Origin of the sequence: Marinobacter sp. NFXS11 (genome assembly GCF_040148675.1) — a bacterium.
Taxonomy (GTDB): Bacteria; Pseudomonadota; Gammaproteobacteria; order Pseudomonadales; family Oleiphilaceae; genus Marinobacter.
In genome coordinates this window covers 865,260-888,773 of sequence record NZ_JAGDDV010000001.1, presented here as the reverse complement: position 1 = coordinate 888,773, position 23,514 = coordinate 865,260, and the positions used below count along the sequence as shown (strand labels likewise).

General features: G+C 57.4%; 22 protein-coding genes. 7 read left to right on the top strand and 15 right to left on the bottom strand.

All coding sequences use genetic code 11. The annotated features are described in order from the left end of the window. Positions 1 to 39 precede the first annotated feature (39 nt). From tal to J3362_RS04190, 4 genes are read left to right on the top strand one after another with little or no spacing between them, the layout of a single operon-like run. Positions 40 to 1,005 (top strand): transaldolase, encoded by a 966-nt coding sequence (tal, locus tag J3362_RS04205; RefSeq protein WP_349518260.1) that lies wholly within the window; start codon positions 40 to 42, stop codon positions 1,003 to 1,005. Positions 1,006 to 1,047: 42 nt separating this feature from the next. Continuing rightward, the gene (locus J3362_RS04200; protein ID WP_349518259.1) at positions 1,048 to 1,497 is read left to right on the top strand and encodes a tellurite resistance TerB family protein; all 450 of its coding nucleotides are present in this window, start codon (positions 1,048 to 1,050) and stop codon (positions 1,495 to 1,497) included. Positions 1,498 to 1,508: 11 nt separating this feature from the next. Next, positions 1,509 to 2,636: a 3-deoxy-7-phosphoheptulonate synthase gene (locus J3362_RS04195; protein ID WP_349518258.1), complete on the top strand. Its 1,128-nt coding sequence runs from the start codon at positions 1,509 to 1,511 to the stop codon at positions 2,634 to 2,636. Beyond that, positions 2,633 to 3,427 (top strand): glycerophosphodiester phosphodiesterase, encoded by a 795-nt coding sequence (locus J3362_RS04190; protein ID WP_349518257.1) that lies wholly within the window; start codon positions 2,633 to 2,635, stop codon positions 3,425 to 3,427. Before J3362_RS04195 ends, J3362_RS04190 begins: the two co-directional genes overlap by 4 nt. Positions 3,428 to 3,498: 71 nt before the next feature. On the opposite strand, the gene sthA is transcribed toward J3362_RS04190, so the two are convergent. The 10 genes from sthA to J3362_RS04140 form a co-directional block, all read right to left on the bottom strand. Continuing rightward, positions 3,499 to 4,890: a Si-specific NAD(P)(+) transhydrogenase gene (gene sthA, locus J3362_RS04185; RefSeq protein WP_148609685.1), complete on the bottom strand. Its 1,392-nt coding sequence runs from the start codon at positions 4,888 to 4,890 to the stop codon at positions 3,499 to 3,501. Positions 4,891 to 4,948: 58 nt separating this feature from the next. Next, positions 4,949 to 5,197, bottom strand: a complete 249-nt coding sequence (gene nqrM / locus J3362_RS04180; protein WP_349518256.1) for a (Na+)-NQR maturation NqrM — start codon at positions 5,195 to 5,197, stop codon at positions 4,949 to 4,951. 12 nt (positions 5,198 to 5,209) lie between these two features. After that, the gene (locus J3362_RS04175) at positions 5,210 to 6,259 is read right to left on the bottom strand and encodes an FAD:protein FMN transferase (protein ID WP_349518255.1); all 1,050 of its coding nucleotides are present in this window, start codon (positions 6,257 to 6,259) and stop codon (positions 5,210 to 5,212) included. Positions 6,260 to 6,268: 9 nt separating this feature from the next. Continuing rightward, positions 6,269 to 7,495, bottom strand: coding sequence for an NADH:ubiquinone reductase (Na(+)-transporting) subunit F (gene nqrF / locus J3362_RS04170; RefSeq protein WP_349518254.1), 1,227 nt, complete (start codon positions 7,493 to 7,495; stop codon positions 6,269 to 6,271). A gap of 37 nt (positions 7,496 to 7,532) precedes the next feature. Then, positions 7,533 to 8,141: an NADH:ubiquinone reductase (Na(+)-transporting) subunit E gene (gene nqrE, locus J3362_RS04165; RefSeq protein ID WP_014577568.1), complete on the bottom strand. Its 609-nt coding sequence runs from the start codon at positions 8,139 to 8,141 to the stop codon at positions 7,533 to 7,535. After that, positions 8,141 to 8,806 carry an NADH:ubiquinone reductase (Na(+)-transporting) subunit D gene (locus J3362_RS04160; RefSeq protein WP_349518253.1) on the bottom strand — a complete coding sequence of 222 codons (666 nt, stop codon included), beginning with the start codon at positions 8,804 to 8,806 and terminating at the stop codon, positions 8,141 to 8,143. The genes nqrE and J3362_RS04160 overlap by 1 nt, the downstream gene beginning before the upstream one ends. Before the next feature lie 2 nt (positions 8,807 to 8,808). Further along, complete coding sequence (locus J3362_RS04155; RefSeq protein ID WP_349518252.1) at positions 8,809 to 9,612, bottom strand: Na(+)-translocating NADH-quinone reductase subunit C; 804 nt, start codon at positions 9,610 to 9,612, stop codon at positions 8,809 to 8,811. Continuing rightward, on the bottom strand, positions 9,605 to 10,813 hold the full coding sequence (locus J3362_RS04150; RefSeq protein ID WP_108017429.1) for an NADH:ubiquinone reductase (Na(+)-transporting) subunit B: 1,209 nt from the start codon (positions 10,811 to 10,813) through the stop codon (positions 9,605 to 9,607). The genes J3362_RS04155 and J3362_RS04150 overlap by 8 nt, the downstream gene beginning before the upstream one ends. 4 nt (positions 10,814 to 10,817) lie before the next feature. Beyond that, the gene (locus J3362_RS04145) at positions 10,818 to 12,164 is read right to left on the bottom strand and encodes a Na(+)-translocating NADH-quinone reductase subunit A (RefSeq protein WP_349518251.1); all 1,347 of its coding nucleotides are present in this window, start codon (positions 12,162 to 12,164) and stop codon (positions 10,818 to 10,820) included. Between the two features lie 269 nt (positions 12,165 to 12,433). Next, positions 12,434 to 13,903 (bottom strand): glyceraldehyde-3-phosphate dehydrogenase, encoded by a 1,470-nt coding sequence (locus J3362_RS04140; RefSeq protein WP_349518250.1) that lies wholly within the window; start codon positions 13,901 to 13,903, stop codon positions 12,434 to 12,436. A gap of 220 nt (positions 13,904 to 14,123) precedes the next feature. Here J3362_RS04140 and mfd point away from each other — a divergent pair, with 220 nt between their 5' ends. Both mfd and J3362_RS04130 read left to right on the top strand, forming a co-directional pair. Further along, positions 14,124 to 17,657 carry a transcription-repair coupling factor gene (gene mfd / locus J3362_RS04135; protein ID WP_349518249.1) on the top strand — a complete coding sequence of 1,178 codons (3,534 nt, stop codon included), beginning with the start codon at positions 14,124 to 14,126 and terminating at the stop codon, positions 17,655 to 17,657. Between the two features lie 29 nt (positions 17,658 to 17,686). Continuing rightward, complete coding sequence (locus J3362_RS04130; protein WP_349518248.1) at positions 17,687 to 18,514, top strand: CsiV family protein; 828 nt, start codon at positions 17,687 to 17,689, stop codon at positions 18,512 to 18,514. Here the strand turns inward: J3362_RS04130 and J3362_RS04125 are convergent. From J3362_RS04125 to J3362_RS04105, 5 genes are read right to left on the bottom strand one after another with little or no spacing between them, the layout of a single operon-like run. After that, entirely contained in the window at positions 18,489 to 19,277 is a 789-nt protein-coding gene (locus tag J3362_RS04125) for an S-methyl-5'-thioinosine phosphorylase (protein ID WP_349518247.1), read from the bottom strand. The genes J3362_RS04130 and J3362_RS04125 overlap by 26 nt on opposite strands. Then, entirely contained in the window at positions 19,274 to 20,497 is a 1,224-nt protein-coding gene (locus J3362_RS04120; protein ID WP_349518246.1) for a mechanosensitive ion channel family protein, read from the bottom strand. The genes J3362_RS04125 and J3362_RS04120 overlap by 4 nt, the downstream gene beginning before the upstream one ends. 24 nt (positions 20,498 to 20,521) lie before the next feature. Continuing rightward, positions 20,522 to 21,016: a L,D-transpeptidase family protein gene (locus tag J3362_RS04115; protein WP_349518245.1), complete on the bottom strand. Its 495-nt coding sequence runs from the start codon at positions 21,014 to 21,016 to the stop codon at positions 20,522 to 20,524. A gap of 55 nt (positions 21,017 to 21,071) precedes the next feature. Continuing rightward, positions 21,072 to 21,749 carry a TetR/AcrR family transcriptional regulator gene (locus tag J3362_RS04110; protein ID WP_008173132.1) on the bottom strand — a complete coding sequence of 226 codons (678 nt, stop codon included), beginning with the start codon at positions 21,747 to 21,749 and terminating at the stop codon, positions 21,072 to 21,074. Positions 21,750 to 21,809: 60 nt separating this feature from the next. Further along, on the bottom strand, positions 21,810 to 22,712 hold the full coding sequence (locus tag J3362_RS04105) for a hypothetical protein (RefSeq protein WP_349518244.1): 903 nt from the start codon (positions 22,710 to 22,712) through the stop codon (positions 21,810 to 21,812). 174 nt (positions 22,713 to 22,886) lie between these two features. Between J3362_RS04105 and J3362_RS04100 the strand changes: the two genes are divergently transcribed. Continuing rightward, positions 22,887 to 23,507, top strand: a complete 621-nt coding sequence (locus J3362_RS04100) for a riboflavin synthase subunit alpha (RefSeq protein ID WP_349518243.1) — start codon at positions 22,887 to 22,889, stop codon at positions 23,505 to 23,507. Positions 23,508 to 23,514 lie beyond the last annotated feature (7 nt).

Here is a 23,514-nt window from a genome sequence, read left to right as displayed (position 1 = left end):
GGGCGCGCCAATAACAGATCAACCGGGACGACAGGACGAATGACCAGCAAGCTCGACCAACTGAAGACCATGACCACGGTAGTGGCGGATACCGGCGATATCGAGGCCATCGCAAAATGGCGGCCGGAGGATGCCACCACCAACCCATCCCTGCTGCTCAAGGCCGCCGCCTCTGACGCGTATAGACCCATGCTGGACAAGGCGGTCGCAGAAGCACGCCGGCATGGCGGATCAGACGCCGAGCAACTGACCATGGCCACTGATATGCTGGCGGTACTCGCAGGGCGAGAAATCCTGAACCTGATTCCCGGTGTGGTTTCGACGGAGGTGGATGCCCGGTTGTCCTTTGATACCGCCGGTACGCTCGAGCGCGCCCGCCGCCTGGTTGATCTGTATGACAAGCAGGGCGTCGACACCAGTCGCGTGCTGATCAAGATTGCCTCTACCTGGGAAGGGATCCGGGCAGCCGAGCAACTGGAGAAGGAAGGCATTCACTGCAACCTGACGTTGCTGTTTTCTTTCATTCAGGCTGCGGCCTGCGCCCAGGCCGGGGCATTCCTGATCTCGCCCTTTGTCGGTCGAATCCTGGACTGGCACCTGGCCAGCACAGGCCGTGACAGCTACCCGGCCGCAGAAGATCCGGGGGTGCTTTCCGTCTCCCGCATCTACAATTACTACAAGGCCAACGGCTTTAAAACGGTGGTGATGGGTGCCAGTTTCCGGAACACCGGCGAAATTGAAATGCTGGCTGGCTGTGACCGCCTGACCATTAGCCCTACCCTGCTGCAGGAGTTGCAGGACGACCTGGGCGATCTGCCGCGTCGACTGGTCGCCGACACCGCCAGCTCACCGGATCAGTTTGGCACCATCGACGAGAAACTGTTCCGCTGGGAATCCAACGAGGACGCTATGGCTACCGAGAAGCTGGCCGATGGTATCCGCCGGTTCACAGCCGACCAGATTGAACTGGAAAACCGGGTACGGCAGCTGGCCAAGGCCGCCTGACGCGTCGCCTCAAACCAATCACAGAAGTGGGACTCTCCGATCATGATCGAGCGCCTGAAAAAACTGTTTGCGGCACCGGAAGCTGAACGCGAGAAGCTTGATAACCATCAGCTCGCAGTGGCTGCCACGGCATTGATGGTTCAGCTTTCCCGTGTCGACCAGGATGAAGACGAGCGCGAATTGCAGGCCATCGTTGATGGCGCAGTAAAGGCACACCAGGTGACGCGGGCTGAAGCCGAGGAAATTCTGGAAGACGCCCTCAGCCACGCAGACGATGCCACCTCGCTCTATGAATTTACCGGCCAGATCAACGAGTGCCTGGACCAGGAAGGTAAGCAGGCCCTGCTGGAGAGTATCTGGCGCGTGGCCTTTGCGGATGGCCGCATCGACAAGTACGAAGAACACCTTATTCGCCGCATGGCAGACCTGCTGCATCTTAATCATCGGGAGTTCATGCAGGCGCGGCACCGGGCGCAAGACGCCGGTTCTTAAAAGGAGACACCATGCTAGCGATTCTTCATCCGAATACCGCTCTGGACAGCGAAGAATACCGACAGACCATGCACTACCTCGAGAATCTACCGAACGTGTCGGTTCGGGTTCACGAGGTTCAAGGCGCCACCCAGAGGCTGACCGAAATCTATCTTCTCGGGGACACCAAGCCCCTGAACAAGGAAGAGATCGAAGCCCTGCCTGCGGTCGAGCGGGCCATACGCATTTCGGACGACTACCGCATTCTCGGACGCCACCGGGACGATCGACGGCAAAGTGGCTTCACCTACAACGGTGTCGAGTTCAGTCAATCCAATCTGAACATCTTTGCCGGCCTGTGTGCGGTTGACGTGCCCGAACACGTCGACATGATGATGCGGGCCCTGGAAGACCATGGTGAAGTCTGCACCCGAATGGGCGCCTACAAGCCGCGCACCAACCCCTATTCATTCCAGGGCCACGGCAAGGGCTGCCTCCCCTGGGTGTTTGAAAAGGCGGGCAAACACGGCATCAAGGTGATCGCCATGGAGATCACTCATGAGAGTCACATTGAGGAAATCGATAACTGCCTCGAAAAGCTCGGCCGCCCCACTGGTGTAATGCTTCAGGTGGGCACCCGCAATACCCAGAACTTCGAGCTGCTCAAGGCCATTGGCCGCCAGAGTACCTATCCGGTTCTGCTCAAACGCGGGTTCGGGATTACCCTGAATGAATCCCTCAACGCTGCCGAATATCTGGCCAGCGAAGGCAACGCTAATGTCATTTTCTGCCTGAGGGGCATGAAAACCGAGGCCGGCCAACCCCATCGGAACATGGTGGATTTCGCCCATGTGCCGGCGGTCAAGCGCCTCACCCGTATGCCGGTCTGTGTGGATCCTTCCCATTCGGTTGGTAGCCGTGAGCAGTCTCCGGACGGCATTCTTGATGTCATGCACGCGACCGCCCAGGGCGTCGTCGCCGGTGCCAACATGGTGCTCGTGGATTTCCACCCCAAGCCGGAAAAAGCCCTGGTGGACGGCCCCCAGGCCCTGCTGATGAACGAGCTGCCGGCATACCTCGAAGACATACGCCTTTGCCATGACACCTGGAAGAAGCGCCAGGCCATTTACCAACGCCTGAAGGATGATGCAGCGGAATGATTGTCTACGGACACAGAGGCGCAAAGGGAGAAGCTCCCGAAAACACCCTTCCGGGATTCATGCATGCCTACCGGCACGGTATCCGGCATTTCGAACTGGATCTCGTATTGTCAAAGGACGGCAAGCCGGTACTGGTGCACGATCTTTCAGTTGACCGCACGACCAGCCAGAAAGGCAGCATCAGTCAGTACACGGCTGCCGAACTCGCTGCCATGGATGCGCGAAGAAACACCAGTTCCTGGCCGACACCCACGGGAATCCCCGCGCTGGAAGACCTTCTGGACCGGTTCGACGACCTCGAACACCTGCAACTGGAAGTCAAAAAAGACACGCGTCAGCGCCTGAACATTCTCAGCAATCGCCTGACAGAGGTGATACAGCGACGCAATCTGTATCAGACGGTAGCCATAACCTCTTCCGACACCTGGTTTCTGAAACAGATCCGGCGGCGGAACAAGAACATCCGCATCGGCCTGGTCGCAGAGCGCAAATTCCCGCGCCCCTTGAGCATTGCGGGCCAACTCGGCTGTGAGTATCTCTGCATCAACTGGAAGCTTTGCTCGAAAGTGCTGGTGGAAAAAGCCCATCGAAAGGGGATGCACGTGTCCACCTGGACGGTGAACCGGATTCACGACATGTTGCAACTGGAAGAAATGGGCGTGGACAGCATCATCACTGACTATCCCACCAGCACCCGCATATTCTTCGACAACAGGGCCAGGTCAGCTCTGTCACTGCCACAGAGTCACGCCGGGGTGTCGGCCAGTAAAGAGGCACTGTCAGCGGGCTGAATTCGGGACAGGAAAGGTTAAGCCGGGGTCAGATGCAGGCTTTATTCTGACCCCTCTTGCGGTCTACCCCGTCAAAAGATCCGGTTCAGACCGTTCAACGCTGCGACACGGTAGGCTTCCGCCATGGTCGGATAGTTGAACGTGGTATTGATGAAGTAGTTCAGGGAGTTGGCCTCTCCCTCCTGATTCATGATCGCCTGGCCGATGTGGACGATTTCCGCCGCCTGATCACCGAAACAGTGGATACCCAAAATCTGACGGGTCTCCCGGTGAAACAGGATTTTCAGCATGCCTACCGCTTCTCCGGTAATCTGGGCTCGGGCCAGATCCTTGAAAAACGCCTGTCCAACCTCGTAGGGCACCTTCGCTTCCGTCAGTTCACGCTCGGTTTTACCAACAGAACTGATTTCCGGAATGGTGTAGATCCCGGTCGGCACATCCGACACAAAGCGGAAATATGCATCATCCACAATATCCGAGGATGCAGAACGGCCCTGGTCATAAGCGGCGCTAGCCAGACTTGGCCAGCCGATCACGTCGCCCGCTGCATAGATGTTCTCCACCTCGGTGCGATAATGCTCGTCAACGGCCAGTTGCCCACGGCCATTGGGTTCCAGACCGATATTTTCGAGGCCCAGCTTCTCGGTGTTCCCGCTGCGACCATTGCACCACAGGAATGCATCCGCACGGATTTTCTTGCCGGATTGAAGCGACAGCACCACCCCGTGGTCGTCGCCCACAACCGACTCGTACTGCTCGTTGTGGCGAACCAGAACGCCGTTATTCCGCAGGTGATAGCTGAGAGCGTCGGAGATCTCGTCATCAAGGAATGACAACAGTCGGCTACCCGGGTTGATCAGGTCGACTTTTACACCCAGGCCCGCAAAGATCGAGGCATACTCTGAACCTATGACGCCAGCGCCATAAATAATCAGTGTGCGAGGCGTGTGAGACAGGTTCAGAATGGTGTCGGAGTTATAGATACGGTGATGACGGAAATCCACATCGGGTGGCAGATAGGGCCTGGAACCGGTGGCGATGATTGCCTGCTTGAAGTGCAGCGTCTCGGAGGACTTGCTACCCCGGACTTCTATGCGGTTCTGGTCGACAAAAAAGGCCCGGCCGTTTATCAGATCGACGCGATTGCGAGAGTAGAACTGCGTCCGGAGCTTGACCTGCTTGCCGATGACTTTCTGGGCATTCTGGAGCACGCGCGGGAAGGAGAACCAGCGAGGCTCCCCGATATCCCGGAACATCTGGTTGGTGTTGAACGTAATGATCTGTTTGACGGAGTGGCGCAGCGCCTTGGAAGGAATGGTGCCCCAGTGGGTGCAATTCCCGCCGACGGTAGGCTTGTCTTCGATAATCGCGACACGTTTGCCGTGTTTCGTCGCATTCATCGCCGCGCCTTCGCCGGACGGACCGGCGCCGATAACGACGACGTCGTAATGATGTTCTGCCATGCGCGCAGTGACTCCTTATCTACGTCGTGAAAAGAGGGTTGTAATTGTCAAAAACAGATCAGTGCTTGCTGGTCTTGCTGGCGTCGTAAGTCAGAGCCTCGGGTTCTTTACCTTCGGTGGCCAAACGCTCGTTTTCTTCTTCGCACTTCTGGGTATTACCACCGCAGATATCACAGGACTGGCTGATACCGAGCGCGCCAATCCCGCCGCATGTTCCACTGATGGGCTTGCGCCCGAGGATCACGCCAATAGACATGGCTGCAACCAGCAAAACCACGATAAAAAGAACCAAAAGAAAGGTACCCATGTTGCCCTCCCCTCATTGAGTCACGTAGGACGAAAAGGCCGGCGTCTGGTGCGTATCGAAGCCTTCATCCGTCCTGACAATAAAATAGGCCGGGATATTTTCCCTCACCGCGAGCTCATTGGCCCGCTCGTAGCCCATCACATTAAAACCGGTTGCCAGAGCATCCGCCGTCATACAATCGTCCGCGATAACGGTCACCGATGCCAGCTTGTGAGCAATTGGCTCACCCGTTTCAGGATCTATTGTATGGGAATAACGACGGCCTTCCGATTCGTAATAGTTACGATAATCACCCGATGTTGCCATAGCGCGTGATTCCAGCGCCACCACGCGGTTTACCGCGCGCCCCTCGGCCATCGGCTGTTCTATGGCCAGTCGCCAGGTGCTGCCATCAGGTTTTCGGCCATTGACGCTAACCTCTCCGCCAATCTCCACCAGGTAAGCCTCGACGCCTTCGCTCTCAAGAAAACGGGCAACCGCATCTACACCGTATCCCTTGGCGATAGCCGACAGATCCACATATTGCGGTGGTGTCGCACGCACGGCGGGCGGATCGACCCGCAGCTCGAGCTTCTCGAAGCCAGTGGCGGCAAGAGCCCTGGAGAGAGATTCCTCTGACGGAATCTGCTCCGGGCGAGCCTGGGGGCCGAACCCCCAAAGATTTACCACCGGGCCGATGGTCACATCAAAGGCACCATCGGTCATCGTTGAGATCTCTTCAGCCTTCTGAAGAACTCGGAGCAAGCCCGCTGACACCGGAACCCACTCGGATTGATCGGATCGTTGATTGAAACGGGACAGCTCCGAATCCTCGCGCCAGGTCGACATTGACGCATCAACCCCTTCGAGCACCTCATCAATACCGCTGGCCAGAGTTTCAAGCCTCTCCTGATCCTCGGTCAATACGACATTGATGTGGTAGCTGGTGCCGAAAACGGGACCGGAGATTTCCCAGATTTTTTCCTCTGGCTCAAACGAACAACCCGCCAGAACGGCAAAGGCCAGCGCTGTAAAAGCGCCGGCCAGGGCCACCCTGGCGGGTCGTACCATGCTGAATGTCATCAGAACTGCTTAGCCTCCAAAGTCATCCAGCATGATGTTTTCATCCTCGACACCCAGATCTTTCAGCATCTTGATGCAGGACGCGTTCATGATTGGGGGCCCACACATGTAGTACTCACAGTCTTCCGGAGCCGGATGGTCCTTCAGATAGTTCTCGTACAATACGTTGTGGATAAACCCAGTGGGGCCTTCCCAGTTGTCTTCCGGCAGTGCATCGGAAAGAGCTACGTGCCACTCGAAGTTGTCGTTCTCTTCCTGCAGCCCGTCGAAATCTTCTACGTAGAACATCTCGCGAACACTTCGAGCACCATACCAGAAGCTGATCTTGCGCTTGGAGTTCAGACGCTTGAGCTGATCGAAGATATGGGAACGCATGGGCGCCATACCGGCACCACCTCCGATGAAGACCATTTCAGCGTCAGTCTTCTTGGCGAAGAACTCACCGAACGGTCCCATCACGGTCACCTTGTCTCCCGGCTTCAGATTGAACACATAGCTCGACATGATGCCCGGGTTGTGGTCCGTGCCAGGGGGTGGCGTAGCGATACGAATGTTAAACTTGAGAACACCCTTTTCTTCCGGGTAGTTCGCCATGGAATAGGCCCGGATGGTCTCTTCCTTGTTAACCGCCTTGTAGCGCCAGATGTTGTGCTTGTCCCAGTCCTCGTGGAACTCTTCCTCGATATCGAAATCCTTGAAGTCGATTTCGTAGGGAGGGCACTCAAGCTGAACATAGCCGCCGGCCCGGAAGTCCACTTCCTCACCTTCAGGCAGTTTGAGTACGAGTTCTTTGATGAAAGTAGCCACGTTGTGGTTGGAGACAACCTCACATTCCCACTTCTTCACGCCGAAGAATTCCTCCGGCACTTCCACCTTCATATCCTGTTTGACGGGAACCTGACAGGACAGGCGCCAGCCTTCTTTCTCTTCACGGTTGGTAAAGTGGGTCTTTTCCGTTGGCAGCATGGCACCGCCGCCGTCCAGAACCTTGCACTTGCACTGGGCGCAGGTGCCACCACCACCGCAGGCAGAGGACAGGAAAATACCACTGTTTGCCAGAGTACCGAGCAGCTTGCCGCCGGCTTCGGTCTTCAGCGTGTGTTCTGGATCATCGTTGATCTCAATGGTCACATCACCGGTGCTTACCAGCCTGGACCGGGCCGCAAGAATCACTGCGACCAGGGCCAGAACGATAACGGTGAACATGACCACGCCGAGAATAATTTCTGTATTCATGGTCTCGCCTTTTCGTTAAACCGAATCACCGGGTGAATTACAGTGAGATACCGGAGAAGGACATGAAGCCCAGGGACATCAAACCAACGGTAATGAAGGTGATACCCAGGCCACGCAGGCCTTCCGGAACGTCACTGTACTTCAGCTTCTCGCGGATACCCGCCAGGGCAATGATTGCCAGGGCCCAGCCGAGACCGGCACCAAAGCCATATACGACGCTCTCGCCAAAGGTGTAGTCACGCTCCACCATGAACAGTGAGGCACCGAGAATGGCGCAGTTCACTGTGATCAGAGGCAGGAACACACCCAGAGCGGCATAGAGTGCCGGGATATACTTATCCAGTACCATTTCCATGATCTGGACGATCGCCGCGATTACACCGATGTACGTCAGCAATCCGAGAAAGCTCAGGTCGACATTCGGCAAGCCTGCCCAATCAAGGGCGCCTTCGCGAAGGATCGTGTTGTACAGCAGGTTATTCACCGGCACGGTTACAGTCAGGACCACAACAACGGCAATGCCAAGCCCCGTGGCAGCCTCGATTTTCTTGGAGATGGCCAGGAAGGTACACATCCCCAGGAAGAACGCCAGAGCCATGTTTTCAACGAAAACTGCCTTCAGAATCAGACTGATATAGTGTTCCATCAGAAGGCCTCCTTGGCGACATGACGCGACATTTTGTAGTCAGGCTCTTCAACCTGCTCCGGCTTCCAGGTCCGCAGACCCCAGATGGCCAGGCCGATAATGAAGAACGCGCTCGGCGGCAGCAGCAACAAACCGTTCGGGATGTACCAGCCGCCTTCGTTGACCACCGGCATCAGGGACACGCCGAACAGGGAGCCCGCACCCAGCAGTTCACGGAAGAAGGCAACAAAGATCAGGAGCACGGAGTAGCCCAGACCGTTACCAACACCGTCCAGGAAGCTCAGCCAGGGGCCGTTCTTCATGGCGAAGCCTTCCGCGCGGCCCATAACGATACAGTTGGTGATAATCAGACCAACAAACACCGACAGCTGCTTGGAAATCTCGTAGGCATAAGCCTTGAGCAGCTGATCAACCACGATTACCAGTGAGGCGATAATGGTCATCTGTACGATGATCCGGATACTGCCCGGAATCTGGGTACGTACCAGCGACACCGCAAGGTTGGAAAATGCGGTAACGGCAGTAACCGCTGCACACATAACAAGAGTAACGTTCATGCTGGTGGTTACCGCCAGCGCTGAACAGATGCCCAGAATCTGCAGGGCAATCGGGTTATTGCTGAAGATTGGTTCGAAGAGAACCTGTTTGGCTGATGCATCTGCCATGATCAGACCTCCCCTTCACGAAGTTTTTTCAGGAACGGCGCGTATCCGCGGTCGCCCATCCAGTAGTTGACCAGTTGCTCAACGCCGCGGCTTGTCAGCGTAGCACCGGACAGAGCATCAACCTTGTGCTCCTTGTCCTGCGCATCGGCGCCAACACCGCCCTTAACCAGTCGCACCTGGGGCTCGGAACGGTCTTCGTTATAGACCTCCTTGCCAACCCACTGGCGCTTCCAGCGAGGGTTGTCCACTTCACCACCAAGCCCCGGGGTTTCTGCATGCGCATAGAAACCCAAACCTTCGATGGTGTTCAGATCACCCTCAAGGGAAATGAAGCCGTACAGGGTGGACCAGAGCCCGTAGCCGTGGATCGGAAGAACCACGCGGTTGATCTGGCCGTTCTCGCTCATGGTGTAGACCTTGGCAACATTCGGGCGGCGCTTGATGCCTGCCTTGTCTTCCGAAGAAGGAATATTGGTAGACATCTGCGGATCAGAAGCAGCCTTGTACATGTCGTACTTCATGGGATCCTGGACACCCACGTCGGACGGCTCGACAAATTCACCGGTATCGAGGTCGACCAGGCGAACATCAAAACGCGCGAACGCATCTTCGATTTGCTCGGCGCTGGAGCCGGACTCCAGCATGCCCGCAGCAGAGAGGATGTTGGTCTTGATGTCCAGATTCTGGTTCTGGATCTGGGCCGGCCGGAGCAGAACCGCTGCCGTGGAAACCACCACAGAGAAGGCAATACTCAGTACCAGCGCAACAACCAGCGTACGGGAGACGGTTTCTTTAGCTTTAGCCACGAGCAAGCCTCCGTTTGATATTGGCCTGGACCACGTAATGGTCCATCAGCGGCGCAAACAAGTTGGCGAACAGAATCGCCAGCATGATGCCCTCGGGGAAGGCCGGGTTGATGACACGGATCAGGATTGTCATGACACCCACCAGAATGCCGAAGCACCAGCGACCAGTGTTGGTCATCGCCGCGGACACCGGGTCGGTTGCCATGAACATCATACCGAAGGCAAAACCGCCCATAACCAGATGCCAATGCGCAGGAATTGCGAACATCGGGTTGGTCTCGGATCCGACGATATTTAGTAGCAGGGACATGCCGATCATACCGATCAACACGCCGCCGACAATCCGATAGCTGGCGATCTTCATGACCAGCAGTATCAGGCCACCTATCAGCACCGCGAGCGTCGAAGTTTCACCCATGGAGCCCTGAATGGTTCCCACGAAAGCACTCATCCAGCCAATCTGGGTCTCCAGGGCTTCCAGACCGCCACTTGCGGCCCAGCTCAACGCGGTAGCACCACTGAAACCGTCGACTGCGGTCCAGACCGTGTCACCGGAGATCTGCGCCGGGTAGGCAAAGTACAGGAACGCGCGACCTGTCAGGGCCGGGTTGAGGAAGTTCTTGCCGGTACCGCCAAACACTTCCTTGCCGATAACCACACCGAAGGTAATACCCAGGGCCACCTGCCAAAGTGGAATGGTGGGTGGGCAGATCAGGGCAAAAAGAACCGATGTAACGAAGAAACCTTCGTTTACCTCGTGACGACGCACGGTGGCGAACAGAACTTCCCAGAAACCACCGACCACAAAGGTCACGAAGTAAATGGGGACGAAGTACGCCATACCGTAAACGAAGTTATCCCATACGCCAGCACCGGCACCGGTGATCGCAAGTGCCTGAATGAAGGCAGTCCGCAGGCCGCCGTCGGCAACCATGGCGTCCGGGTTGGACGCGAGGAAGCTGTTGGCCTGGAAGCCGATGTTCCACATACCGAAGAACATCGCCGGGAAAGTACACAACCACACGGTAATCATGATGCGTTTGAGGTCGACGCCGTCGCGCACATGAGCGGTGGTGGAAGTTACTTTGCCGGGAGTGTAGAAAATGGTATCCACGGCTTCGTACAACGCATACCAGCGCTCGTACTTGCCACCCTTTTCAAAGTGATGCTCGATTCCATCGAGAAACTGTCTGATAGCCATCGTATTAGCCCTCGATCTCGATTCGGGTCAGGTTCTCGCGGAGAATCGGACCATATTCATATTTGCCCGGGCACACGAACGTGCACAGCGCCAGATCTTCTTCATCCAGCTCAAGCGCTCCGAGCTTCTGTGCCATCTCTGTGTCACCGACAATCAGCGAACGCAGCAGCTGCGTCGGAAGAATGTCCAGAGGCATGATCTGCTCGTAGGCGCCAACCGGAACCATCGCCCGCTCACTACCATTGGTCGTGGTGGTAAAATTGAAAAGCTTTCCGCTGGTCAGCTTGGACAGGTAAATGTTCAGCACCGAGAACCGGTTCGGGCCCGGAGACAGCCACCCCATGAACTCACGCTTGTTGCCCTCTTCAAGCACGGACACCTGATTGGCAAAGCGGCCAAGGTAGGCGCAGGGGCCATCGCCGCGGCGACCACCGAACACAGAACCCGAAATCGGCCGGATCTCACAATCTGTGGCAACTTCGCCCTCCAGAAGTTCCTCGAGGCTGGCTCCCAGACGAGTACGAACCAGGCGAGGCTTCAGGGCCTTGGGACCACCAATCGCGACAATACGCTCCACCGGAACTTCTCCGGATTCGAACAGTTTGGCGATATCGATGACGTCCTGATAATTGATGCTCCAGACCGTCTTGCTGCCGGATACGGGATCCAGGTGATGGATATGGGTTCCAACGTTACCTGCCGGATGCTTGCCATCAAACTGGTGCACCTCAACAGCGTCGGATTTGGGTACCGCCACGTTGGATCCGGGCTTACCGGTAACAAACACTTTGCCCATGGTCAGCTTGGTGAGGAGCGTCAGGCCTTTTTCAAAGGCCTGGCTGTTCTCGCCAATGATCACCGTCGGGTCCGCTGCCAGCGGGTTGGTGTCCATAACCGACACGAAAATGGAGTGAGGGGCGGAGTCAATCTCCGGAACCTTGCTGTAGGGCCGCGTCTTGAACGCCGTCCACAAACCGGATTCCACTAGATTATCAACCACCTGCTGGCGTTCCAGGCCGGCAAGATCCGCTTCGCTGTAGCGGGCAAATGTCTCAGCCTCGTCGCCATCGATTTCGATAACGATCGACTGGAATACCCGACGCTCACCACGGTTAATCTCTTTCACCACGCCGGCGGCGGGTGAAGTATAACGAACGCCTTCGGTCTTCTTGTCCGTGAACAGCAGCGTACCGCGCTTGACACGGTCTCCCTCTTTCACAGCCATCGTCGGCTTCATGCCGATATAGTCAAAACCGATCAACGCCGCGTGGCGAACGGGTTTGCCGTCTGTAATGGTCTGTTCGGGAGCGCCGCTGATGGGAAGATCCAGGCCTTTTTTGATCTTGATCATTAGCCTCATCCAATCATCAGAAACTTTTCAATGGATTCGTAACGCCCGACACCTGCGGCCCAGAAAAACCATGAGAAACGTAGTGCCAGACGTACCCAAAATCGCGCCAATTATAGAGATTAAGGAATCCTATTTCCACCAGAAACCTGAACGGGCTATGCGCGTGCGGCCAATCGAGCCGGTCAGCTGGCCATAAAAGCAAAAACCCCGGCAACGGTTGCTGCCGGGGTTTTTAATGACCTTTACCTCACCAGTTAGGTGCGTTCGCCTCAGTCTCTCGCACGTTTGGGGAAGATCGGGTAATTTACGCCTGCCATCTGGTTAACCACGCGCACGACCTGGGCACTGTAGCCGAACTCGTTGTCGTACCAGACATACAGGATCAGGCGCTTGCCACTGGCGATCGTTGCCTGGGCGTCAACGATGCCAGCGTGGCGGGAACCGACAAAGTCGGTTGAGACCACTTCCGGGGAATTGACGAAGTCAATCTGCTTCTGCAGCTCTGAATGCAGCGCCATATCACGCAGATAGTCGTTTACGCCTTCCACATCAACGTCTTTCTTGAGGTTGAGGTTCAGGATCGCCATGGAAACGTTCGGCGTCGGTACGCGAATGGCATTACCCGTCAGCTTACCCTTGAGCACCGGCAGCGCCTTGGCGACGGCTTTGGCTGCGCCCGTCTCGGTAATTACCATGTTCAGGGCGGCACTCCGTCCGCGACGGCTACCCTTGTGGTAGTTGTCGATCAGGTTCTGGTCGTTGGTGTACGAGTGAACGGTCTCAACGTGACCGTCTTCGATACCGTACTCGTCCTCAATTGCCTTGAGCACCGGTGTGATGGCATTGGTGGTACAGGAGGCTGCTGACAGGATCTTGTCGTCGTCGTTGATCCAATCGTTATTGATACCATAAACAATGTTCTTGATATCACCCTTGCCCGGAGCAGTCAGGATAACGCGGCTGACACCCTTCGATTTGAGGTGCAGACCAAGCCCGGCCTCGTCACGCCACTTACCGGTGTTGTCGATCACGATGGCGTTGTTGATGCCGTACTCGGTGTAATCCACCTTGTCCGGACCATCGGAATAGATCACCTTGATGTAGTTGCCGTTGGCGATCAGGGCTGATTCTTTTTCATCAACTGTAATGGTGCCGTCGAACGGTCCATGCACAGAGTCACGGCGCAGCAGGCTGGCACGCTTCTCGAGATCGTTTTCCGCACCACCCTGGCGAACAACGATCGCACGCAGGCGCAGGTTGTTACCGCCGCCCGCCTTCTCAATCAGAATGCGCGCCAGCAGGCGACCGATACGGCCGAAACCATACAGAACAACGTCTTTGGTGTCGTTATGGGCGTCTTCCTCGGACTGAGCGGCATACTGCCCAACAACAGGACCGATTTCACGCTTCAGGAATTCGGTAAGATCACCCCCCTCGTCCTTGAACTTGACCGCCAACTTGCCGATATCTACGTGGGCCCGACCAAGATCAAGATTGTCCATGGCCTGCAGGATCGGCAGGGTGTCATGAACAGAGAGCTCGCTGTCTTCAACCTGGCGCACAAAACGGTGGGCGCGAATGATGTCGATGACCGACTGGTTGATGATGGCGCGGCCGTATACAGAAGTAACCACATTGTTTTTGCGGTAGAGGCGGCCGATCAGCGGAATCATGGCTTCCGCGGTGGATTCTCTTTCTGTCCAGTTGGACAGGTGCTGGTTGATCTGTTCGTGACTCACGCTTGGACCTCTGCAATTGGCACTTGGAATTTGGGGCGCACATTATCCAATTTAATCAGGTCGACCGCAAATACGGCGGGCCCTGACCTTCGTATAGGACGCGCCGGTCAATTACGCAAACTCCAACTGCGCGCCGGCGCCATGACAGTGACGGGCGCGAGCGTTAGAATACGCGCCTCACCGCCTCCCGGACATCCACAGCAGGAGAACCAGACCGCCCATGAGCCAAGGTGCCAGCACACGCCCGTCACCCCTCCCCCTGATTGCCCCCGAGTTTCCGTCTCGGCCGGCCGATCACCGAACATGGGGTCAACTGCACGGCAGCAGTGAGGCGCTGGCCATCTGCGAAAGTGCGCGCGCGCACAAGGGTCTGACCCTGGTCATTACCCGCAGCACCGCCGATGCCATCCGGCTTGAGCAGGCCATGCGCTTCTTCCTTGGGCTACCCCCGGAAGAAGACGGCCCGGCGGTCAGCGACGACGGGCTGGAACTGCTGTCGCTGCCCGACTGGGAAACTCTGCCTTACGATCTGTTTTCGCCCCACCAGGACATTATTTCCCGGCGAATCCGGACCCTGCACCGCCTGCCCGCAACCAGCCATGGGGTTCTGGTGGTTCCTGCTCGCACGCTGATGCACAGGTTGCCGCCGGTAAATTATCTCCAGGGCAACACCCTGCTTCTGGAAGTGGGACAGTCCCTGGATATCGAGAGCTGGCGAATGCAGCTTGAGGCGGCGGGCTACCGGCATGCGGAGAACGTCTACGAGCACGGCGAATACGCGGTCCGGGGCGCCATACTGGACATTTTCCCAATGGGCGCCAGCCAGCCCTACCGGATTGATCTGTTCGATGATGAGATCGAAACGCTCCGGACATTTGATCCAGAGACTCAGCGCTCAATCGACCGGATAGAACGCATCGAACTGCTGCCGGCTTTTGAATTCCCCTGGCATAAAGAGGCGCGCTCCGGGTTCCGCAGTCGCTGGTTCGAGCAGTTCCCGAATGCCGACAAGGACACCCCCATCTACCAGGACGTGACTCACGGCATAACCCCGCCGGGCATTGAGTACTACCTGCCGCTGTTCTTCGACGAGACGGCAACCCTGTTCGACTACTTGCCCGGAGCAACCCATGTCTTTACCGCCGATGGTCTGAATGATGCGGTCAGCCACTTTGACAGTGAAACCCGTAACCGGTACGAAGACCGTCGCCACGATCGCCTGCGGCCGATTCTGCCGCCCACGCGCCTGTTCCTGCAGCAGGAGGAGCTGTTCGGACAGCTGAAGGCCTTCCCGAGGGTAACCGTCTCCGCCGAGCCAAAGGATGCCGCAGGATCGGTTAACTGCCCCACGACAACCTTGCCGGATATCGCCATGGACGGTCGGGCCGCAGATCCCGCCGGTCGCCTCAAGCGGTTTCTGGGAGAGTTCGACGGCCACGTGCTGATTTGCGCCGAATCGTCCGGTCGGCGCGAGGCGCTGATGGAGAATCTTGGCGAGCAGGGTGTGGAATTGAAAACCCTGTCCGGCTGGCAGGCTTTTCTCGACGATAAGGAAAGCGCCGTGGCCATTACCATTGCTCCGATGGAGCAAGGCCTGGTGCTGCCCGAGCATTCCGTTGCCCTGATCACCGAGACGGCCCTGTTCGGCGAGCGGGTACTGCAGCGGCGGCGCCGGGACAAGCCGACGGAAACCGACGATGCCGGCTTCCGGGATCTGTCGGAATTGCGGATGGGTGCGCCGGTGGTTCATATCGACCACGGTGTTGGCCGTTACCTGGGCCTGGAGACCATCACGGTAGAGGGCGAGGCGAGCGAATTCCTGATGCTTGAGTACGCCGGCGGCGCAAAACTGTACGTGCCGGTCTCCAGCCTGCACCTGATTTCCCGCTATGCCGGCAATGACACCGAACACGCGCCGCTTCACAAACTCGGGACGGACCGCTGGAGCACAGCGAAACAGAAAGCCCTGGAGAAGATCCGTGATACTGCCGCCGAGCTGCTGGATGTGTACGCCCGGCGGGAGGCGCGCAAAGGCTTCAGCTTCGAGGATCCCAAGGAAGCCTATCGCGCCTTTGCTGCCGGCTTTCCGTTCGAGGAGACACCAGACCAGCAGGTTGCTATCCAGTCAGTGTTCGAGGACATGACCAGCGAACAGCCAATGGATCGCCTGGTCTGTGGCGATGTGGGCTTCGGGAAAACCGAGGTTGCCATGCGTGCGGCTTTCCTTGCCACATGGTCGGGAAAGCAGGTGGCGGTTCTGGTCCCCACTACCCTGCTCGCCCAGCAACATTACGAATCCTTCCGGGACCGTTTCTCGGATACCCCTGTACAGATCGAGCTGCTCAGCCGGTTCCGCACCGCTGGCCAGACCAGCAGGGCGTTGGAGGCCGTGGAGAACGGCAGGGCCGACATCGTCATTGGCACCCACAAACTGCTGCAAGGCGACATCAAGTTCAAGAATCTTGGCCTGGTCATCATCGACGAAGAGCATCGCTTTGGCGTTCAGCAGAAGGAGAGACTCAAAGCGTTGCGAGCAGAAGTGGACATGCTCAACCTGACAGCCACCCCGATCCCCCGAACGCTGAACATGGCCATGGGGCATCTGCGGGATCTCTCGATTATCGCCACCCCTCCGGCCCGGCGGCTCTCGGTGAAAACCTTTGTGCGCCAGAAAGACAACGCCATGGTCAAGGAAGCCATACTGCGGGAAATTCTCCGCGGCGGTCAGGTCTATTTCCTGCATAACGATGTGGCCACCATCGAGAAGACGGCCGAGGATCTTCGTTCACTGATTCCGGAAGCCCGGGTGGGCGTCGCCCACGGGCAGATGAGAGAACGTGATCTGGAAAAGATCATGTCCGACTTCTATCACAAACGCTTCAACGTGCTGGTGTGCACAACGATCATTGAGACCGGCATCGACGTTCCCAGTGCCAACACCATTATTATCGAGCGGGCAGACAAATTCGGTCTGGCGCAACTGCATCAGCTCCGGGGCCGTGTCGGCCGGTCGCACCACCAGGCCTATGCCTACCTGCTCACGCCACCGCCGAAATCCATCACGGCGGACGCCAAAAAGCGTCTGGATGCGATTTCGGAGGCGCAGGACCTGGGCGCCGGCTTTATGCTGGCCACTCACGACCTGGAAATCCGCGGTGCCGGGGAGTTATTGGGGGAAGAACAGAGCGGGCAGATCGAAAGCATCGGCTTTACCCTTTACATGCAGCTGCTGGACGAAGCCGTCAAGGCCATTCGCGAGGGCCGAACCCCGAACGCCGACCTGCCACTTAGCCACGGCACCGAAATGAACCTGAGAATCCCGGCTCTGATCCCCGAGGATTATCTGCCGGATGTCCATAACCGCCTGATGCTCTACAAACGGATTGCCAGCGTGGACAGCCCGGAAGCATTAAAAGAACTTCAGGTTGAAATGATCGACCGGTTCGGATTATTACCGGATCCGGCCAAAAACCTGATCCGCCAGACCGAGCTTCGATTGCGTGCAGAAGCCCTCGGCATCGTGAAAGTCGATGCCGGCAAGGAATGGTCGCGGCTCGAGTTTGGCAGCTCGACACCGGTGGATCCCCTGGTTCTGGTTAAAAAAGTGCAATCCGCACCCGACCAGTACCGGCTCGAAGGTGCCAACAGCTTCCGTTTTCGGCTGAAGGATGCCACAACCGGTGGTAAACTCGACGGCATTTCCCGGATGCTTGGCGAGCTGGAGCCAGCAAAAAATGACGCGTCCGGCTCATGAACGGCCGACCAACAATTGGAGTACGACCCTTGCAAATTGATGGAATTCGCTGGTGCCGATACCCGACCCGGGCCATCCTGGCAGCTCTGCTTCTGAGCTTTTCTATAACAGGCGCCGCACAGCAGCCTGACAGGGCAACCTTGCCCCTTGAGCCCGGCACACCGGTTCCTGATGACTATTATCGGGCGGAGTTTGTCATTCTTGAGCGGATTGTAGAGCCGGAAGCTGTGAACGAACGGATGTCTGATCGCTCGGTAGAGCCGCCCATTGAGACCGAAGAGGTTCTCTGGTCATCGCTGGAAGATGGCACCACGGAAACCACACTGGAATTGGCGCCCCAAAAGGATCTCCACCTTGCCAGTGCCGCGGCCAGACTCGAACGCAGTGGCCGTTACCGTGTGCTTGTGGCTGCCGGTTGGTACGAGGCGTTTCCACCAGATTACGAGGGGACACCCTTGCGGCTTGAAGCAGGTGACTGGCTGAACGAGGCTCGCACCCGGGACGTTGAGGGACACATCACCATCGACCGGCAACGCTATTTGCACGTCAATGTGCATCTCAACCACTGGCAGTTGGCGGAAGAGTCATCGGAGCTGCCTTTAGAGGCTGCGACCGAGCTCTCTGAAGAAACCCCCCCCGCCCCGGACGCATCCGGAGCGAGTGACTCCGCCCCAATGTCAGCAGCAACCGGAGAAGCAGCCGGTCAGCAACTACCTGTTCTGGCTGAACCTGCGCCCTTGGAATTGTTGACCTGGATTCGGGAAACCCGCCGGATGCGCAGTGAGGAAATCCACTTTCTCGATTCCCCCACGATCGGCGTGCTGGTGTTTTTCAAGAAGATTGAGGCAGCGGAGTAAGCACCCCAAGGCCAGCCATCGAGACTTCGAGGATCCGTTTGACCCCGGACATTCCCTGCTCGATGGCTGCCTCGATTTCTTCCATGGTGATGATGTGGTCGGACTTTCCGGCCGCCCAGTTCACCACCAAACCGAGACAGACATAACGCATTCCCAGTTCCGCCGCCAGCGCAGCTTCCGGCATACCAGTCATTCCCACCAGGTTGCAGCCGTCCCGCTCCATCCGGATGATTTCAGCCGCGGTTTCCAGCCTCGGGCCCTGGGTTGCGCCGTACACTCCGAAACCGGAAAACGGCACGTTTTCTGCGCCGGCGGCATCAATCAGGATCTGCCGCGCGCTCTCATCGTAGGGCCAGGTGAAATCAATGTGGGTCACTGAGTCCAGACTGCCTTCGAAAAAGGTGCTGGCGCGCCCCCATGTGTAGTCAATAATCTGGTCGGGAATAACCACATGGGCAGGTCCCATATCTGCATGAATACCGCCCACGGCATTGACGCCAACGACCGTTCGCACACCGGCATCGTAAAGGGCCTTGAGGTTCGCCCGGTAATTCACCTGATGGGGTGGAATACGGTGTGGGTTACCATGGCGCGACAGGAACATCACCGGCTGATCACCCAAGCGCCCCTCTACCAATGGCGCGGAAGGCATGCCCCAGGGCGTTCCGGCTTTATTCTCGCCGGTGATTTCCAGGCCAGACAATGTGGTCAGGCCTGTACCCCCGATAATCCCGACAGGGTGCATTTTCTCCGGTGACGTCATTCTGACTCTCCTGAATCTTCTACATCTCCGGTGGTCTGGCGATTCTGCGATTTCTGCGCACTTTTCCCGGAGGAGGCTTCCCCACGCTTTTCTGCCGAATCGTCGGATTGCGATCCGGACAGCCGAACCCCCTCGGGCAAGTGCAGAGTCCGGGTCGGGAAGGCGACCTCGGCTCCGTAGCCTTCAATAATATCGCTGATCTTCAGCAACACATCCTGTTTCACCTCGTGGAAAGGAACCCACTGGGTTGTCTTGGTAAAGCAATACACCATGATGTCCAGTGACGAGGCATTGAAGGCCAGGAAATTCACAATCAGGGTCTCATCGCTCTCGATCTCCTCATGCTGCTGGAGCATGGCTCTGATATCGTCCACGATCGTTGCCATCTGCCCGACATCGGCATAGCGGATACCAATAGTCTCGTAGATCCGACGATTGCTCATGCGCGAGGGGTTCTCAACCGCAATGGTAGTAAACGCGGCATTCGGCACGTAAAGAGGACGCTTGTCGAAGGTGCGGATGGTCGTCAGACGCCAGCCGATATGCTCAACCGTACCCTCAATGTTCCGATCGGGCGAGCGCACCCAGTCCCCGACCTTGAAGGGTCGATCCAAGTGGATGATAAAACCGCCGAAAAAGTTCGCCAGCAGGTCCTTGGCGGCAAAACCGACCGCAATACCGCCCACGCCGCCGAAGGCCAGTACCCCCGAAATGCTGTAGCCCATGGACTGCATTGCAATCAGCACGGCAGTAATGAGGACAACGGCCCTGGACAGTTTGCTCACTGCGTTGACGGTGGTGTAGTCCATGGGCTGTTTCATTTTCAGAGGAGATACGAGAATCCCCTCCGCTTCTTTGATCAACCGCAGAACCGCCCAGACCAGTACGAAGATGAAACCGATCTGCAGCACCGACTCATTGGCCTTGAAGATCTCCGCTTCCGAGTATTTGTGAGCCACTTCGGCAGCCCAATAGACCCCCTGCAGCCAGACAAACGCGACCACCGGCTTGCGAGCCGCATGCAGCAAGGCATCGTCGAACAGGTTTTTGGTCTGGCTGAATTTGCGCTCAAGAGCCCCGATGATGTGGCCAGCGGTATAAGCCACTGTGGCCGTTCCGAAAACCAGCGCAAAGACAACAATTCCGACACGCCAGGCTTCAGACAGCAGCCCGAAATTCTCGATCCAGCCATTCACCATGGCCATAACATCCCCGATCATCGGATTCCTCTGGTCTAAACAGTTTTATCGAATGGAAACGGCCGTTCCCGGCCTGACGCGATCAAACAGATCAATAATGTCTGAGTTGCGCATCCGTACGCAGCCATGGGACAACGGCACGCCCATGGGCTCGCTGTCCGGTGTGCCGTGAATGTATATGAAGCGGCGGAAAGTATCGACACCCGGCCCCCTGTTTTTGCCCCACTCACGACCGCATAACCAGATAATCCGGCTCAGTATCCAGTCGCGATCGGGATGAAGCCGGGCGAGATCCACGCTGTAGATTTCGCCGGTGGGGCGTCGGGCACGGAATACCGTCCCAACAGGAAGACCGGCGCCAATACTGGCCCGGACATAGTGCTCACCACGCGGAGTGCAGCCACTGCCATCGCTCTCTCCCGGCCCGTTCAGGCCGGTGGAAACCGGATAGGTGGCAACAATCTCTCCGCCTTCGCTTTTCAGCTGCAGGCGCTGGAGGGTCAGGTCAATATCGATTCGAACAGATGCGGGGTGCGTCAAAACCGGCCAGGCTCCCTTGGAGGTTCAGAGGGAAGCCTAACCGAGAGAGAGGAATTCAGGCAACCGAGACCTTGCTGCCAGCTGGCGGGATCAGCATGGCATCTTCGGCCTGCATGCCGGCTGCCAGGAAAGGCACCAGGCGGGCAGCAATTTCCTGGACGGTGGTTTCCACGCCCAGCTTGTTCTGAAGAATATCGCGAAGCGCATCGCTGCTGGACATGGTGAACGCCGTTGCCCCCAGCATGAACTGGATACGCCAGTAGCGATCCACCGAGGAAAGCTGAGGCGTCGCTTCCTTGAGCAGGCGCATGAACCGGCTGAAGGGCTCGCTGTACTCTTGCTCAAGGAACTTGCGCAGATGGCCCTGTGACTGGGTATAGGCAAGCCCAAGCAGGCGCATGAAGATCGAGATACCCTTTTCGTTACGCTGGGGCATACGCACCGCGCTCTCCGTTAGCGCCCAGAGCGTCTGATTCAGGGTTGGAGGCTTGCCGCTGCACCGCTCTTCCAGCTCATCGAACGCGTTTTCCAGTGTGGCGGAAAACGGTGTCAGAAAGCGCGCGAATACCGCATGAATCAGTGCGTTCTTTGAACCAAAGTGGTAATTGACAGCGGCCAGATTTACTTTAGCCTTACTGGTAATCATTCGGAGCGAGGTTTCCGAAAAACCCCGGTCGGCGAACAGCTCTTCGGCTGCATCGAGAATCCGGTCAACGGTATCAGACTGCGCCATTTTGTTATCAATGCCTCTAGCAAACGTCTGTTTGAAACATACGTTTGAAGCGCATCTGTGTCAAGTTCTCGGCTCAGGCTCTGCGGCGACTTCTTCCCACCCCTGATCAATCGCTTCCTGATTACCCTCGAAAAAGGCTTTCTGAACGCGGCTGTACGCCTTCTCTGCCTCCAGCAGGTAAATCAGGTAAAGGCGCACGTGCTCCCGGCGAGTCAACTGGCGTGCCAGAACCCGGTTCTCCGACAGTCGCAACAGGTGGCCAAAACGCGTGTTCTTCAGCGCAGGGTTAAAATCCGACATCCGGGCACATTGCCAGATAAGGCCATCAGATCCCTCCAGGTGGGCAACGTGCTGCCTTGCCTCACGGAGCATCCGCTGCCGGGTCATAAGCAGATCAAGATAGGAAGGTTTTGTTGTATAGATTCGGCGCACCGCCGGAATCCCGAGCAGCAGGATGATCACAAACGCACCGAAGCCGCCGCCTGCAATCCAGGCTGGCACAAACCCGGTCAGCCCACTCAGAAAGATGGCTGCCGCAATCAAGGCACTGAATAACCAGAGGTCCCGGCCCCGACGCGCCTCGGCCATCGTAAAGTTGTCCGGCCAACCGTTCATCGCCAGCAGCTCAAAGTCCATCAGCAGCACCCGGTCGCATTGACGAAGCATCAGACGGAGTTTGCGTTGCCGGGATTCCGCCAGAATCCTCTCGGGCTTGCTGCTACCAGCGTCCCGATGCTGATCATCGCCCGAGGCTTCTTCGGACCCGGCTGCGGTATCCGGCGCCTGATCAACGGGCAGCGTTTCCGCGCCTTTTGCGGCGTCCGCACCTGCAGCCGGCGCAGAAGGCTGGCTTCCCGCCTCCACGGGTGCGGGCACAGGATCAGCCGCCCGACCAGGGCGCAGCACGGGAGCCTGCGCCGGACTGTTTGCCCGGGTGGCAGCCTTACTCTGATTTTCAGCCATGGCAGATTGTCCGCATTCAGGGGTTATGAAGGGTATCGACCATGATGCAGGATACTTGAATGTTTACCCCGGTATACCGACATCAGTCGGGCCTTGGCATCAGTCAGCCCGCTCGCTATCCTTGGCGCACCTGCCGGAAAGGCGCCCCATACCACATTGAATGAGGTCAGGCTTATGTTCACAGGCATTGTCCAGGGCATTGCAACCATTGAAGACGTCACTGCAGAGCCCGGGCTCAGCACTTTTGCCATTCGCCTCCCCGAAGAAAAGGCAGACGGCGTTTCCATCGGCGCCTCGGTGGCAATCAACGGGACCTGCCTGACCGTCACACGCCAGGAAGACAGCGTGCTTTATTTCGATGCCATGCAGGAAACCCTGAGACTTACCACGCTGGGTGAGCTGACTACCGGGGACCAGGTGAATTTCGAGCGCGCCGCCCGGATTGGGGATGAAATTGGTGGCCACCTGCTTTCTGGCCATATACATACGGCGGCCAACATTGTCGAAATACGGCGTACGGAAAACAACGTCACGCTATGGTTTGAGGTGCCCGAGGAATGGGCCCGCTACATCTTCCCCAAAGGCTACATCGCCATCAATGGTGCCAGCCTGACTATTGGCGAGGTAAGGGGCAACCGGTTCAACATCCACCTGATCCCGGAGACCCTGCGGGCCACAACCTTTGGGTCCTGTGAAGAGGGCCAGCGGGTGAATATTGAAATAGACAGCCAGACCCAGACCATCGTGGATACCCTGGCCCGGCTCGGGTATGACCGCCCGGCGCCAACATTGTAATCTGACA